This is a genomic window from Paenibacillus cymbidii (assembly GCF_004764705.1).
GTDB classification, from domain to species: Bacteria; Bacillota; Bacilli; order Paenibacillales; family NBRC-103111; genus Paenibacillus_AN; species Paenibacillus_AN cymbidii.
Genome location: NZ_SHLX01000001.1, coordinates 269,760 through 285,007 on the forward strand (window position 1 = coordinate 269,760; position 15,248 = coordinate 285,007).

At 62.7% G+C, this 15,248-nt stretch carries 6 protein-coding genes; 3 read left to right on the forward strand and 3 right to left on the reverse strand.

Features of this window, described 5'->3' with window-relative positions; translation table 11 throughout:
* Positions 1–218: 218 nt before the first annotated feature.
* Together addB and addA are read left to right on the forward strand one after the other, a co-directional pair.
* Positions 219–3,908, forward strand: a complete 3,690-nt coding sequence (gene addB / locus EXY20_RS01090) for a helicase-exonuclease AddAB subunit AddB (RefSeq protein ID WP_135546732.1) — start codon at positions 219–221, stop codon at positions 3,906–3,908.
* Entirely contained in the window at positions 3,901–7,926 is a 4,026-nt protein-coding gene (gene addA, locus EXY20_RS01095) for a helicase-exonuclease AddAB subunit AddA (protein ID WP_135546735.1), read from the forward strand. The genes addB and addA overlap by 8 nt, the downstream gene beginning before the upstream one ends.
* Before the next feature lie 49 nt (positions 7,927–7,975).
* On the opposite strand, the gene EXY20_RS01100 is transcribed toward addA, so the two are convergent.
* Complete coding sequence (locus tag EXY20_RS01100) at positions 7,976–9,772, reverse strand: putative bifunctional diguanylate cyclase/phosphodiesterase (RefSeq protein ID WP_135546737.1); 1,797 nt, start codon at positions 9,770–9,772, stop codon at positions 7,976–7,978.
* A gap of 139 nt (positions 9,773–9,911) precedes the next feature.
* The gene (locus EXY20_RS01105; protein WP_167858924.1) at positions 9,912–10,829 is read right to left on the reverse strand and encodes a helix-turn-helix transcriptional regulator; all 918 of its coding nucleotides are present in this window, start codon (positions 10,827–10,829) and stop codon (positions 9,912–9,914) included.
* Between the two features lie 236 nt (positions 10,830–11,065).
* On the opposite strand from EXY20_RS01105, the gene EXY20_RS01110 reads away from it, so the two are divergent.
* Positions 11,066–12,268, forward strand: coding sequence for an NAD(P)/FAD-dependent oxidoreductase (locus EXY20_RS01110; protein ID WP_167858925.1), 1,203 nt, complete (start codon positions 11,066–11,068; stop codon positions 12,266–12,268).
* Between the two features lie 1,034 nt (positions 12,269–13,302).
* Here the strand turns inward: EXY20_RS01110 and EXY20_RS01115 are convergent.
* The gene (locus tag EXY20_RS01115; protein ID WP_135546744.1) at positions 13,303–15,210 is read right to left on the reverse strand and encodes an FAD-dependent oxidoreductase; all 1,908 of its coding nucleotides are present in this window, start codon (positions 15,208–15,210) and stop codon (positions 13,303–13,305) included.
* Positions 15,211–15,248 lie beyond the last annotated feature (38 nt).

Genomic DNA, 15,248 nt, shown 5'->3' on the forward strand with positions numbered 1-15,248 from the left:
ATACGAGCATTCATCCGAAAAGGCGGGCCTCGGCATTACCGGGGAACGTGATTCGGCAACATGGACATTCCTCCTCGATCCTCATCCTGATGGCCTCATTATATGATGAGCGGCAGACGCTTACAAGCTGCAAAACTGCAGCAACGAGCGAACATGCGCTCCCATCTGCAAGGAAATTATGATAGAATGAACAAAACGCTAGATTGGGAGGAACGCTCATGGCAATCCGATTCGTGCTCGGCCGGGCGGGCAGCGGCAAAAGTGCAGCCGTGCTGGGGGAAATCCGGCAACGTCTGCAACAGTCGCCGGACGGCCATCCGCTCGTGCTGCTCGTGCCGGAACAGGCAACGTTCCAGGCGGAGCTTGCGCTGGTGTCGACGCCGGGGCTGGCCGGGCTGCTGCGCGCCCAGGTGCTCAGCTTCCGCCGGCTTGCCTGGCGGGTGATGCAGGAAACCGGCGATACCGCGGGCGTGCCGGTCGACGAAACGGGAAAGGCGCTGCTGCTGCAGCGCATTCTGCATGAGCGGCGCGACGAACTGCGCGTATTTCGCGGCACGTCGGAGAAGATCGGGTTCACGGAACGGCTGCTCTCCTTGTTCAGCGAACTGAAGCGGTATTGCCTCTCAGCGGACTTGCTGGAGCATCACGCGTTGCGGCTGGAGCCGGAGAAGGGGCGGCAGGCGGCGCAGCTGCGCGACAAGCTGCATGACGTGACGCTCGTGTACCGTTTGTTCGAGGAGCGGCTGGCACAGCAATATTTGGACGGGGAATCGTACTTGACGCATCTGGCTTCGCGGCTGGCGGACAGTGCGGCGCTGGACGGCGCCGAAGTGTGGATCGACGGGTTCCACGGCTTTACGCCGCAGGAATTTGCCGTGCTCGGCGCCTTGATGAACGTTAGCCGCAGCGTTACGGTGGCGTTATGTCTGGATCGGGAGTATGCCGCCGGCGAACGGCCGCATGAGCTCGATCTGTTTCATCCGCCGGCGATGACGATGATTCGTTTGCTTGAACTGGCCGAATCGCTTGGGGCGGGGCCGGTGTCGTCTATTATACTCGGGCGGGAGGGCAATCGGCTACCGCGTTTTGAGGCCAGTCCGATGCTGGCGCATCTGGAACGGAATTACGCCTACCGGCTTTCCGGCCGCGCGGAGCCGTACGTTTCGCAGCCGGGCGCGGAGGACGCCGGCATTTCGCTGCGCGCGGCCGCGAACCGGCGGGCCGAAACGGAAGGCGCGGCGCGCGAAATGATCCGGCTGGTCCGCGACCGCGGCTATCGCTGGCGCGATATGGCCGTGCGCGTGCGCAACATCGAGGCGTACGGCGAACTGCTGTCGTCCGTGCTTAACGATTACGGCATCCCGTACTTTTTCGACCAGAAGCGTTCGGTGCTGCATCACCCGCTGGCCGAATTCATCCGTTCGGCGATTGAGGTTGTCCGTTTCGATTGGCGCTACGATGCGGTGTTCCGCTGCGTCAAAACCGATTTCTTGCTGCCGGACGATGCCGATGCGGCGATCTGGTTGGATGTGGCCGCTTCGGCCAAGGAGCTTGACGAAGACGGACGGCTGACCGCATTCCGGCACGCGATGGACGAACTGGAAAACGTCGTGCTGGCGCGCGGCATTCACGGCTGGCGCTGGCGGGACGACCGCAGCTGGGCGATGCGGCGGGAGCTGACGCTGGAAGAAGCGGCGGCAGCCGCAAACGGCGACGAAGCGGCGGAGGCGGATGCGCCGCCGCAGCGGCCGTGGCACGATCCGGCGTTCGAGCGGCGGATTGCCGCTTGCCGGCAGGCGATTGTCGGGCCGCTTGGGCGGTTCCAGCAGCGTGTCGAGAACGCGGACAACGCGCTGGCGTTGGCGGAGGCGCTGTACATACTGCTTGAGGAATGCGGCGTCGACGGCAAGCTGGCGGCGCTGGGCGAACGCGCGCTGCACGAAGGCAAACCCGAGCTGGCGCGCGAGCACAAGCAAGTATGGGACAGCACGATCGCCATGCTGGACCAGTTGGCGCAGATGATGGGCGAAGAGCCGCTCCCCTTTGAACTGTTCGGCGATTTGATCGAAGCCGGCTTGTCCGGCATCCGGCTCGGCCTCGTGCCGCCGGCGCTCGACCAGGTGCTGATCGGCAGCATCGACCGCACGCGTTCGGCGCAAGTGAAAATCGCTTTCGTGCTCGGCGTCGGCGACGGCGTGCTGCCGGCGCGCATCAACGAGGACGGCGTACTGACGGAGCAGGAGCGCGAAACGTTGCTGGACGAAGGCGTTCCGCTGGCCGACAGCAGCAGGCGGAAGCTGCTGGACGAGCAGTTTCTGATTTATACCGTGCTGTGCGCGCCGTCGCACCGGCTGTGGCTCAGCTACCCGCTCGCCGACGAAGAAGGCAAGTCGCTGCTTCCGTCGGAGCTGGTCGGCCAGTTGAAGCGGCTGTTCCCGCAGCTGCGCGAGAAGCTGCTGCTCGTCGAGCCGCCCGCCGATCTGCACGAAGCCGAGCAGATTGCTTATGCCGCCGTGCCGGATCGCACGCTGACGTATTTGACGTCGCGGCTCAAAGCGTGGACGGAAGGGCGCGGCATGGCGGCGGTTTGGTGGGAAGCGTACAACTGGTTTGCGGCGCGTCCGGAGTGGCAAGCCAGACTCTCTGCCATGCTGCGTTCGCTTGTTTATACGAACGAAGAGGCGCCGCTGTCGGCACAGACGAGCCTGCAGCTGTACGGCGAACGTGTAAAGGCTAGCGTTTCCCGGCTGGAGCGTTTTGCCTGGTGCCCGTTTTCGCAGTTCGTTTCGCACGGGCTGCGGCTGAAGGAGCGCCGCATTTACCGGCTGGAGGCGCCCGATATCGGGCAGCTGTTCCATGCGGCGCTCAGCGGCTTCATGCGCGAGATGCAGGCCGACCGGGAAACGTGGGAAGGTCTCGACGAGGGGCAAATTCGCTCCCGCGCCGACCGGCTGGTCGACAAGCTGGCGCCGATTTTGCAAGGCGAAATCCTGCTCAGCTCGTCCCGCTTCCGCCACATCGCCCGCAAGCTGCAGACAATTATCGGGCAAACGTCGCTGATGCTCGTCGAACATGCGCGGCGCGGCGCGTTCGTGCCTGTCGGGCTCGAGCTCGGCTTCGGCCCCGGTGAAACGCTGCCGCCGCTCATGCTGCCGCTGCCGAACGGGCGCACGCTGGAGATGGTCGGCCGCATCGACCGCATCGACCGGGCCGACGGCGCTGACGGCGCGCTGCTGCGCATCATCGACTACAAGTCGAGCCCGACTGCGCTGAGGTTGGCCGAGCTGTATCACGGCCTTTCGCTGCAGATGGTGACGTATCTCGACGTCGTGCTGACCCATGCCCGCAGATGGCTGGGGGAAGCGGCGCGGCCGGCGGGCGTGTTGTATTTTCACGTGCATAATCCGCTCATCCAAAGCGCCAACGCGCTGGCGCCGGAGCAGGCGGCAAGCGAGCTGCGCAAACGGTTCAAAATGCGCGGGCTGCTTCTCGCCGACCGGCAAACGATCGAGCTGATGGATGGCGGTCTGCAAGCGACCAGCGGCCATTCGCAGCTGCTGCCGGTGGCTCTCAAGGCGGACGGCAGCTTCTACAAGAGCGCGTCCGTCGCCACGGACGAGCAGTGGAGCCAGCTGCGCCGCCATGTGCGCCGCACGATCCGGCGGATCGGCACCGAGCTGACCGAAGGGAACGTGGCGATCGAACCGCACCGGATCGGCAGCCGCCTGCCTTGCACGTTCTGCTCGTACAAGCCGGTATGCCAGTTCGAACCGGCGTTTGCCGGCAACCATTATCGGCTGTTGGAGGAGCGAGGCAAGGATGAGACGTGGCGGCTGTTCGCGGAAGGCGAAGCTGCCGACACTGGCCCGGGCACCGGCACGAAAGGAGGCGAAGGCAGCGATGATTGATCCCCAGCGCAAGCCGGAAGGCAGCACCTGGACGGACAAACAATGGGAAGCGATAGCGCGCACCGGCGAACACGTGCTGGTAGCCGCAGCGGCCGGCTCGGGCAAAACGGCGGTGCTCGTCGAGCGGATCATCCGCCGCATCGCCGATCCGACGGACGGCGTCGATGTTGACCGCTTGCTCGTCGCCACGTTCACGAAAGCCGCCGCCGACGAAATGCGCGAGCGCATCCGCGACGCGCTGGCGAAGGAGCTGCTGCGGCAGCCGGATTCGCCGCACCTGCGCAAGCAGCTTGCGCTCATGGGGCGGGCGGCGATTACAACGCTTCACTCGTTTTGCCTCGATGTCGTGCGCCGGCATTTTCAGGCGATCCCGATCGACCCGCGCTTCCGCATCGCCGACGAAACCGAAGCCGAGTTGCTGCGCATGGAGACGCTGGAGCGGCTGATGGAGGAGAACTACGAACGATCGCCGGAAGGCAGCTCCTTCTGGCAGCTGACGGAATGGTACGGCGGCCAGCGCAGCGACGACGCGTTGTTCGCGTTGGTGCTGCAGCTGTACGACGCGTCGCGCAGCCATCCCGATCCGGACGGTTGGCTGGACGGGGTGGCCACGCGATTCGAAGGTGCGGCGTCGGCAGGCGTTGCGGAAGATGCGATAGCGTTCTGGACGCAAGGGCTGCTGGCGGACGTGAGGCTTGCGCTCGATGGCGCGGCTTCGCTGCTAAGCGATGCGCTCGCCGTCGCGAACGAACCCGGCGGCCCGAAGCCGTATGCGGAGACGCTGGAGGACGAGCTGGCGATGATCGCGTACGTGCGCGGCTGCGCCGAGCAGTCGTGGGCGCGGCTGCACGATGCCGGCGCGGCGATCTCCTTCGGCCGGCTGAAGCCGTGCAAGGGCGACAGCTACGACAAGGCGCTGCAGGAGCAGGCGAAGGCGCTGCGCGATGCGGCCAAGGAGCGGCTTTACGCGCTCCGAGAAGAGCTGCTCGGGCGCACGCCGCAGCAGTTTGCGGCGGAGCTGGCGGCGATGGCGCCGCTGATGCGCGAGCTGACCGGGTTGGTGAGCGAGTTTGGACGTCGCTTCTTGCAGACGAAGATGGACAAGGGGCTCGTCGATTTTGCCGATCTGGAGCATTTCTGTTTGCAGGTGCTGACCGATCGGCCGGCAAACGATGAAGCTGACAGCGCAAACGCCGGTGAAAGCGATGAGCGCCAGCCGTCGTTCGCGGCGCTCGCTTACCGGGAGCAATTCGCCGAAGTGCTGCTTGACGAATACCAGGATACGAACCGGGTGCAGGAAGCGATCGTTGCGCTCATTTCGCGCGACACGCCCGGCAACCGGTTCATGGTCGGCGACGTGAAGCAGAGCATATACCGGTTCCGGCTGGCCGAGCCGGGGCTGTTCCTGGGCAAGTACCGGACGTACGGCAGCGACGGTTCGGGCGGCGGCCGGCGCATCGACCTGGCAAGCAATTTCCGCAGCCGCCGGGAAGTGGTGGACGGCGTCAACTTCCTGTTTCGCCAGCTGATGCAGGAGGACGTGTTCGAAATCGCTTATGACAAGGGTGCGGAGCTCGTGCATGGCGCCACGTACTATCCGGAAGCGGAAGCGGCAGCGGCAGCGGAGGGAGAATGGGCGGCGGAGCTGCTGCTGATCGATCGCGGCGCCGGAGAAGGAGAAGACGCGCCAAGCGGAGCGGACGAAGCGGCAAAAGAGGAGGCGCCCGCTTCCGGCTCGTCCGGCGGCGACGAGCCGGAGCTCGAAACGGCGCAGCTGGAGGCGCGGCTGATCGCGTCGCGCATCCGCGAAATGGCCGGAAGCACGCTCGTCTTCGACAAGAAGGCCGGCGGCATGCGGCCGGCCACTTACCGCGACTTCGTCATCCTGCTGCGCGCCACGCAGATGTGGTCGCCCGTATTTGTCGAGGAGCTGCGCGCTTGCGGCATTCCGGCTTACGCGGACATCAGCTCCGGCTATTTCGAAGCGACGGAAATCGAAGTGATGTTCGCCTTGCTCGGCGTCATCGACAACCCGTTTCAGGACATTCCGCTTGCCGCGGTGCTGCGGTCGCCGCTGGTCGGGCTTGTGGCCGACGAGTTGGCGCGCATCCGGCTGGCGCGCAAGTCGGGCAGCTACTACGCCGCCGTGCTGGCGCTCGTCCGGCTGGACGAAGCTGCCGACGCGGGTCAAGCCGAGGCGGCCGCCGCCTCGGCGCTGGCCGCGCGCGCGCCGGCCGGCGCCTTCATTCCGGCAGCGCCGGAGCCGGAGCAGCGCGAGCTGTCGGCCAAGCTGCGCCGCTTCCTGGCGCGGCTCGATGTTTGGCGCGACGCGGCTCGCAGCGGTTCGCTTGCCGATTTGATCTGGCGCATTTACGGCGAAACCGGCTACTACGACTTCGTCGGCGGCATGCCGGGCGGCGCGCAGCGGCAGGCGAATTTGCGCTCGCTTTACGATCGCGCCCGGCAATATGAAGCGACATCGCTGCGCGGCCTGTTTCGATTCCTGCGGTTCGTCGAACGAATGCGCGACAGCGGCGGCGATCTCGGGGCCGCCCGGGCGCTTGGCGAGCAGGAAGACGTCGTCCGGATCATGTCGATTCACAAAAGCAAAGGGCTCGAGTTCCCGGTCGTTTTCGTCGCCGGCCTCGCCAAACGGTTCAATCGCCGCGACCTGGACGGCAGCTTCCTGCTGCACAAAGACCTCGGTTTCGGACCGAAGGTAGTCGACACCGAGCAGCGGGTCAGCTACCCGTCGCTGCCGCTGCTCGCGATCAAGGGAGCGATGCGCCGCGAAATGTTGGCCGAAGAGCTGCGCGTATTGTACGTTGCCCTCACCCGGGCGCGCGAGCGGCTCATCCTGATCGGCACGGTCAACCCGCTGCAGAAGCAGCTGGCCGCTTGGGGCAGGCACATGGAATGCGGCGCGTTGATGTTGCCGGGCCATGAGCTGTCGCAAGCGATCAGCTACCTCGACTGGATCGGGCCGGCGCTGATCCGCCATCCGGACGCGCTGCCGCTGCGCCGTCTGGGCGGATTGCCGGAGGCGGCGCGTTTGCCCGCGGCGGTGGCGGACGATCCGTCGCGCTGGCGGTTTGCGGTTGTGACGCCGGCCGAGGCCGCTGCGGTTTCGTCGGCCGACAGCGCCGACGCCCAATCGGCGTTTGCCGAGTCCGCAGCGGAAGCGAACCAGGCGCTGGATCGGCTGCACGCGCTGCGACAAGTGCCGCAGCCGGCGTCAGAAGCCGGCCGGCAGTTGGCCGAACAGTTGGCGTGGAAGTATCCGTTGGAGCTGGCGTCGCGGCTGCCGGCCAAAACGTCGGTAACGGAGCTGAAGCGGCTCAGCCAATGGGCGGAAGCGGAGGCGGAGGCGCGCGGCGACGAAGGCGGAGGCGGCGCCGGTCCGCTGCTTCCGGCGCTGGCGCCGCAAGCAGCGCCTGCCTGGAGCCGGCCGCGGTTCGTGCAGCAGAAACGAATGACCGCCGCCGAACGCGGCACCGTGTACCATGCCGTCATGCAGAACATTCCGCTGCGGCCGGGCGTGAACGAGGAGGACGTGCGGAAGACGCTCGCGGCCATGCGCGAGAAACGGCTGCTGACCCAGGAGCAGCACGATGCCGTCGATACCGGCGTCATCGCCGGATTTTTCGCTGGTGCGATCGGCAGCCGGCTGCTCCGCGCCAAACGTGTGCTGCGCGAAACGCCGTTCAGCTACGGCATGAGCGCCGAGGAAGCATACGCGGAAGCGGAGGCGTCCATCGCCGGCGAAACCGTGCTCGTGCAAGGGGTTATCGACTGTTTGTTCGAGGAGGAGGACGGGGGGCTGGTGCTGCTCGACTACAAAACCGATGCCACAACGTCGCGCGGCCGCCCCGAGCCGAATCTTGACGATTTGACGGCAAGGTACCGCCTGCAGATCGGCTTGTACACCCGTGCGGTACAGCAGATTTGGAAACGGCCGGTTACCGAATCGTATGTCTTCTTTTTCGACGGCGCCGTTACGATCCGGATGGGCGGATGAACAAAACCCCTGCTCGCTTCCGTGAGCAGGGGCTTCTTTTTCATCATGTTCAGGCGTATGCCGCCTTTTTGCCTTCCGATTCCCGCAGCGCGACCCAGCCTTCCAGCGTTTCGTGGTGCATCGGTTTGCCGATCAGATAACCCTGGATTTCGTTGCAATTGAGCCGGCGCAAATATTCGTACTGCTCGGATGTCTCCACGCCTTCCGCCGTCACTTTCAGCTTCAGCGTGTGCGCGAGCACGATGATGGCCCGAACGATGGCCGCATCGTCGGAATCGAGCCGGATGCCGCCCATGAACGAACGGTCGATTTTGATAACGTCGATCGGGAACCGTTTCAAATAGCTTAGCGACGAGTAACCGGTGCCGAAGTCGTCGATCGCCAGCGACAAGCCCATTTCCTTGAGCTCGTGCAGCATTTTGATCGAGGTGTTCACTTCGCGCATCGCCGCCGTTTCCGTCACTTCGAGCTCAAGCAGCGAGGGCGGCATGCCCGACTTGCGCAGCACCTTGGCGATAATGCCCGGCAAGTTCGGCTGCTGGAACTGGCGGCCGGATAGATTGACGCTGATCCGAAACAGCGGCACCCCCATCTCCGTCCAGCGCATCCGCTGCTCGCACGCCATGCGCAGCACCTGCTCGCCGATCGGTACAATCAGCCCGGTTTCTTCCGCCAGCGGGATAAAATCGTTCGGCGGTATCATGCCGAGCTCGGGATGCTGCCAGCGCACAAGCGCCTCGACGCATACCAACTCGTCGGTTTGCGTTGCCAGTCGCGGCTGGTAATACACGACGAACTGCTGGCGTTCGATCGCCTGCCGCAGCATCGTTTCCATCCGGATGCGTTCGATGCCGTCGGCGTCGGCCGGAGTCGTGTAGTACTGGTGGTTGTTGCGGCCTTCCTGCTTCGCCCGGTACATCGCGGAATCCGCGTTTTTCATCAACGTGTCGGGATCGAGCCCATGCTCGGGAAACATCGCGATGCCGATGCTCGTCGTTATGAACACGTCCTGCGGCTCCAGCTTTATAATTTCCTTCTGCGCCTTGATGATCGCGTCCGCAACGATGTCGACGGCGTTCGTGCCGCCGATGCCGTTCAGCAGAATCATAAATTCGTCGCCGCCCATGCGGGCAAGGAAGGCCTGCTTGGGCAAACATTTTTTGATCCGCTCGGCCACCGTGCGCAGCAGTTCGTCACCGGCGGCAAGTCCCATCGTGTCGTTGACGTATTTGAAATTGTCGAGGTCGACGAACAGAATCGCCAGGCGCCAGCCTTTGCGCGAAGCGATCCGCATCGCCGCTCCCAGCCGGTCCTTGAACATTTGCCGGTTCGGCAGCAGCGTCAGCGCATCGAAAAACGCCAGCGTATTGAGCCGGTCGGTACTGCGCCCGACGAACATGATGACGATGAAAATGCCAATGACGTTGAGCAGCGTGTCGAACGAACCGAAGCTGCCGCCTTGCACGACATGATACAGCACGATGCCGCCGAGACCGAACATGCTGGCGTATATGCCGGCGACAACGCCAAGCTCGAAGGCGTAGAGCGGAACGATCAGCAGGTTGAGCCAGGTCGTATTCAAATGATGGTTCCAATCGGGAAAGATGAACATGGCATACAGCAGCAGCATGTCGACGATCAGAAACCACCAGAACGTGTGACGGCGGAGAATGCTGTCCAGGTCCTTCGTGATGAACGCGCGCCAGAACAAATAAAATGTCCACACCGATGACAGCAGTACAAGAAGCAGAAGGACAGGCTGCGCCGTTTCGAACAAGTAGAGGCTGAACAGCACGAATGGAATAAGCAGATGGCCGAGCGAAAACATTTGGCTGTTCTTGTTCATCAGGTGCACCTCTAAAATAGGTTCTGTCAATCGCTCAGGCAAAATGGATATCCATATTATAGTACAGAATCGATTCGCTTGCTTAAAAATATTGCAAAGAAAACATAAATTTTTGGGGATTATGTCGAATTATGTATGATTATGTCGAAAAATATTGTTTGCGAAATGCAGCCGGCGTCAGGCCCGCATAAGCTTTAAAATCGGCGTGGAAATGTTCCGCGAACGGGTAACCGACATTTTCGGCAATGTCGCGAACGGTCCGTTTGCTGTTGCGGAGCAGGTCCTGGGCTTCTTTCATCCGCGTGTCGAGCAGCTTCTGGCGAAACGACATGCCGTACATGTCGTGCAGAATGCGGTTCAATTGCCGGGTGCTGACGAACAACTCGGCCGAAAGATCGCTTTCCCTCAATTTGGAACCGAACCGCTCGGAGAAAAAAAGCTCGATCGTCCGTTCCCGATCGCCGGAATCGTTGCCTGAGGTCTGCGGCTGGCGATCATCGCGGCATTCCGCCGCCTGCAGCGGCGAGCTGCGGATCACTTCGACGAGCAACTGCGCAAACAGGCTGCCAACCGCCACGACATGGCCGGTGCGGCGGCGTTGCAGTTCGGTTTCGATGGCGGCGAGCAGTGCGGGAATGATCGGGTGGTCCGGCACCGTAAAAAAAGGCAGTGCGGCCAGCAACTGCGGCAGGCCGGTAGCTTCCCGGTCCGAATCCGGGCGCGCATGGGCACAGCGGAAGAAAAAGCACGTTTTGCTTACGCCGCCTTGATGGCCGGGCAGCTGCGCGTGAACCGTGTTCGGGGGAATGACGCAAAAGCCGCCGGCCCCGATTTCGAAACGTCCCTGCTCGAGGCTGAGCGCCATCGTGCCTTCGTTCACGAACTGGAATTCGAATGCCAGATGCGCGTGCGCCGTCACCCGCATGCTCGTGTCGGTTTCGTAGAACGATTCATTCGTATAAACGCGGCAGCGCAGCGGGGCGATTTCCGTATCAAATGGGGCTGGAGCCGGGGGCGTTGCAGTTCGTTTTTCCATTGGGTTGTTGCGCTCACGCATCGGCGTCGCCTCCGGCTCGTTGTCGCATGTTGACGTATTTTGGTGATGCCATTCTACCATCCCCGATTTGTGCGCGTAAAGAGACTTGCGTCGCCATTTGCGGCCGGATGAATCCTATTGCAATCGGCCGTCGACGGCGGGATAACGTCCGGTTCGGCCATTGTTTCCGGCCGGGGCATTTCTTACAATGAATGGGAACCGGGACTCATAAGGAGAGCATACAAGGAGGATGTGCAATGAAACGTTCCTTTGTCATTTTGGGCGGCGGCGTTACAGGTCTGAGCACGGCTTACCATTTGGCGCGCATGGGGGCGGGGGAAGTGACGGTGCTCGACAAAGGCCCTGTCGGCGACGGCTCCAGCAGCCGGGCGGCGGGCATCATTACCGGACTGCTCTGGAGCGAAACCGGCGTGCTGGCGCGCAAGCTCAGTCTCCGCCGCTTCCGCGAGCTGTCGGAAGAGCTGGACGGCTACAAGTTTCAGGCAGTCGGGGCGCTTAATTTGTTCGACGACGACTCTTGGGGCGAAAGGGAGAAGCTGCTGCCGTTATACGATCGCTGCGGCGCGCCGTACGAAATCATGAGCGCGTCCGACATGCGCGCCCGCTGGCCGGAGCTGCGCCCGCGCGAAGGCGCGATCGGCCTGTTCGATCCGCTCGGCGGCTACAGCGAGCCGGACGATTACGTGCCCGCGCTGGCGCGCAAGTGCCGCGAGCTTGGCGTCACGATCCGCGAGGGCGAGGCGGCGGAGGAACTGGCGCTGGACGGCGCCGGAGCGGTTGTTGGCGTGCGGACTTTGCGCGGCCTGATTCCGGCGGATGCGGTCGTTTGCACGCTATATTCGTGGACGAACCTGTTGCTGGCCAAGGCGGGCATTCGGCTGCCGGTCAAAACAGTCGTTCACCAGCGTTACCTTACCCGGCCGCTGGAAGTGCCGGCGTCGATTCCGGCGGTCAACGCCGACCCGTACGGCGGTTATGTGCGGCCTGCGGCGAACGGGAGACTGCTGCTCGGTATCGAAACCGGCGCGCGCGAAGAGTACCGCGTGACGCGAGCGGACTTTCACCTGCGCGAGCTGACCGCGCCGGCGTCGCTCAAGCGGGAGCTGCGGACGAGTTTCGAGCCGCTGGTGCCGGCGCTTGCGCAAGCGGATTGGGACGACGCGGCCGACCGGATCGGCCTGCTTACCTTCTCTCTGGACGGCGAGCCGATTGTGGGGCCGATCGCCGGCATTCCGGGCTTGTTCGTCGGCGTCGCTTTCCACTCCGGCGGCTTCGCCTACAATCCGGCCACCGGCCTGGTGCTGGCCGAACTCGCCGCCGGCGAACCGACGAGCGTCGACATTGCCGCGTTCTCCCCGGCCCGCTTCGGCGCGGCCGAAACGGACGCCTACCTGGCCCTGACCGTGCGGCAACAGGATGTTGTGCGCCGGAGGCATTGAAAGGGAGCCTGCTACGAGGGGGATGAAACGACACAAAGGCGAATCCCGACCTTCCTCATTAACGCGATCTGACTGTACGAAAGTGCAAGGAGCAAGGCGTCCCTAAAGGTGACATTTTGTGTCTGCTGGTTATCCCATTGGCTCAGACTGGTGCATTGGCGAGCGCGCGTGGGAGTGGGGAGTTAGTCAGTGGCGGCAGTTTGTATCTGCTGGTTTATCCCGTTAGCTCAGATTGGTGCGGTTGCAGTCATGCGTAGGAGTGGGGGACGAGTTGGTCGGCGGCAGTTCGTGTCTGCCGGTTATCCCGTTGGCTCAGATTCGTGCGATGGCGGTCATGCGTAGGAGTGGGGAGTTGGTCGGCGGCACTTCGTGTCTGCCGGTTATCCCGTTGGCTCAGATTCGTGCGTTGGCGGTCATGCGTAGGAGTGGGGGCGAGTCGGTCGGCGGTAGTTTCTGTCTGCTGGTCATCCCGTTGGCTCGAGATTGAGTTTGCATGTATTTAGTTTGTATGTTTCGTATTTGAAGTATGCTTGGACAGTGCAATCACAGGACGATGGCGAGCATTTTTCTTAAAAATGATAGTTAGCTCATTGGCGTTCTTGAAATTGAGTCAAGGGGATACCCGCCAGAAGGGAAATTCCGGAGAGGACGGCTCCATCGAATCTGAGCCAAGGGGATACCGGGCAGAGCGCACATGCTGCTGCAAATACGCTTCGAGCCGCGCATGTTCCATTCTGAGCGAAGGGGATAGCGGGCACACGGAACGTACGTGCATAGCCAGGAACCCGCCCGGATTCACGGCAACGTCCAGGTTTTACTGGCTATTCCGTCATAAATGAATGGCAACGCGAAAATAGTCAGTGATTTCACTGGCTATTTGGGCAAAATGTTCATTTTCGAAGCGGTCCAGACATAATAACCAGTGTTTTCGCTGGTTATTTCCGCGGAACCTTGGGAAAACGGGCGAATAGGCCATTTTTTATTGGTTATTTTTGCGCCGCCGCCCGCCGCCCGTCGCTCGCCGAACCGCCCGTCTAAACCGGCACCGCCACGCGCGCTTCCTCGATGACCGCCTTCGCCGCTCGCCGCGCGCTGGAGAAGGCGCGCTCCGCCAACTCGCCCTTGCCTTCGCAGCCGTCGCCGCAGAACAGGAACGGCACGCTTTCGACGCGGGTCGGCAGCAGTGAGTTGCCGGCGATGTTTTTGACGCTGGACACCATCGCCTTCTTGGAAATACGTTTCACCAGAATGGCATCGCGCCAACCGGGGTAGTGGAGGTCGAACAGCCGCTCCATTTGCGCCGTTTTGTCGTCGAGGTACGCTTTGCGTTCGGCTTCGTCGTCGAATTTGTCGCTCAAATAAGCGATGCCCTGCAGCAGCTGGCCGCTTTCCGGCACGAGCGTATGGTCCGTCGCCGATACGTCGGAGATGAACAGTTTGTTGTCCATGTCGCTGATGTAACTGAACGGCCGGGCGACGACGCGGCTGAGTCCGATGTCGTACACCATGACTTCGGTGGCGGTGTTGCCTTCGTACGGCGCAAGGAACGGCTCCCACGGCGTATCCTTGAGCAGCTTGACGACCTGCTGCACCGGCATCGCAAAGATGACGCGATCGAACGCTTCCTCGCGGTTTTTCGTGCGCAGCACGTACTTGCGGTCCTGGTAGCGGATGCCGTCGACGCCTTCCTGCAAGGCGATCGTCCAGCGGCCCGGCAATTCGACCTTCGTGCGCAGCTGGTTCGTGATGACCGCCCAACTGCCGAGCACATAGTTGACCGGCCGGCCGGACCGGAACAGGTTGTGGTAATATTCGCTGATGACCGCTCCCGGCACTTGCCGCGCGTCTTCGGGCGCAATGAAGAAGTTGGAGCAGACGAGATGCTCCCACAGTTCTTTGACGTCTTCGCCGGCGTTCGAATGGGCGAGGTAGTCGCCGAGCGTCGCATGGTGCTTCAACTGATGGATATTGGCGATGATGGCGGTAATTTCGCCGGCGAATCTTACTTTCTGCATGGCGCTCAGCAGATCGGTGCGCAGCAGGTTGACAAAATCGAGCGGAGCCGGCGTCAGTTGCCCGTTTTTGGCGTACATGACGCGCCGTTTGTCCACTTGCTTGCTGCTGAACGACAAGCCAAGCTCGCGTTCCAGCTCGCTGATTTCGTGGCGGTCGATGCCGTAGATCGCATGCGCGCCGTAATTGAGCGTAAAGCCTTGTTTCTCGTACGTAAACGCCCGGCCGCCGAGCTGGGGACTGCGTTCGAACAGCACGCCCTCGATGCCGGGCTGCTCCGACAAATAAGCGGCAGCCGTCAATCCGGCCAATCCGCCTCCGATAATCGCCACTTTCATTTTCGGTTCCTCCTTCAATCCGGCAGGCAACTCCAAGTCGTCATAACCGTCATCCGCGCGAAGCCCAGCCCAGAGCAAACGCAAATTAGCGCGCATCAAGTCCGCCAGCGCCGTACTGTCCCGAGTGCGCCAAACCCATAACGTGCCCAGGTAGGCGGTCACCAGCAGCTCGACTTTGCGCGGGTCGGGCATCCAGACGAGCAGGGCCTCCGTCAGCTTGCGCAGCAGCTCGCGTTCGCCTTCCTGCAGCGTCGGCTGTTGGCCGGCCAGCGTCATCAAGCTTTGCGCCAGCTTGCGGTAGGGAGCGAGCGCCGCAGCCAAGTCGAGAAACAGCCGATTGACGTGCGCCTCGAGCGACAGCACGCGCGCGGGCGTCGTTTGCGCCCATCGTTCGATGACGTAGAGCTGCTTGCGGTTCAGCTCGAGCACAATTTCGTCTTTTCCGCTAAAATAATGGTAAAATGTTCCTTTCGACGTGTGGGTCGCTTTGATGATGTCGTCCACCGACACGTGCTCGTAGCCTCGTTCGACGAACAGCTGCAGCGCCACTTCGCTTACATATTCCCGCTTCTTGCGCGTCGCGTCACGCATGGTCGGCAACCTCTTTCGCTCCGGATCGTTTCTGCTCC

Bases quoted from the DNA above. Each gene is read 5' to 3' on its own strand.
- EXY20_RS01115 (WP_135546744.1), bottom strand. From the start codon at position 15,210: ATGCGTGACGCGACGCGCAAGAAGCGGGAATATGTAAGCGAAGTGGCG.
- addA (WP_135546735.1), top strand. From the start codon at position 3,901: ATGATTGATCCCCAGCGCAAGCCGGAAGGCAGCACCTGGACGGACAAA.
- EXY20_RS01105 (WP_167858924.1), bottom strand. From the start codon at position 10,829: ATGCGTGAGCGCAACAACCCAATGGAAAAACGAACTGCAACGCCCCCG.
- EXY20_RS01100 (WP_135546737.1), bottom strand. From the start codon at position 9,772: ATGAACAAGAACAGCCAAATGTTTTCGCTCGGCCATCTGCTTATTCCA.
- EXY20_RS01110 (WP_167858925.1), top strand. From the start codon at position 11,066: ATGAAACGTTCCTTTGTCATTTTGGGCGGCGGCGTTACAGGTCTGAGC.
- addB (WP_135546732.1), top strand. From the start codon at position 219: ATGGCAATCCGATTCGTGCTCGGCCGGGCGGGCAGCGGCAAAAGTGCA.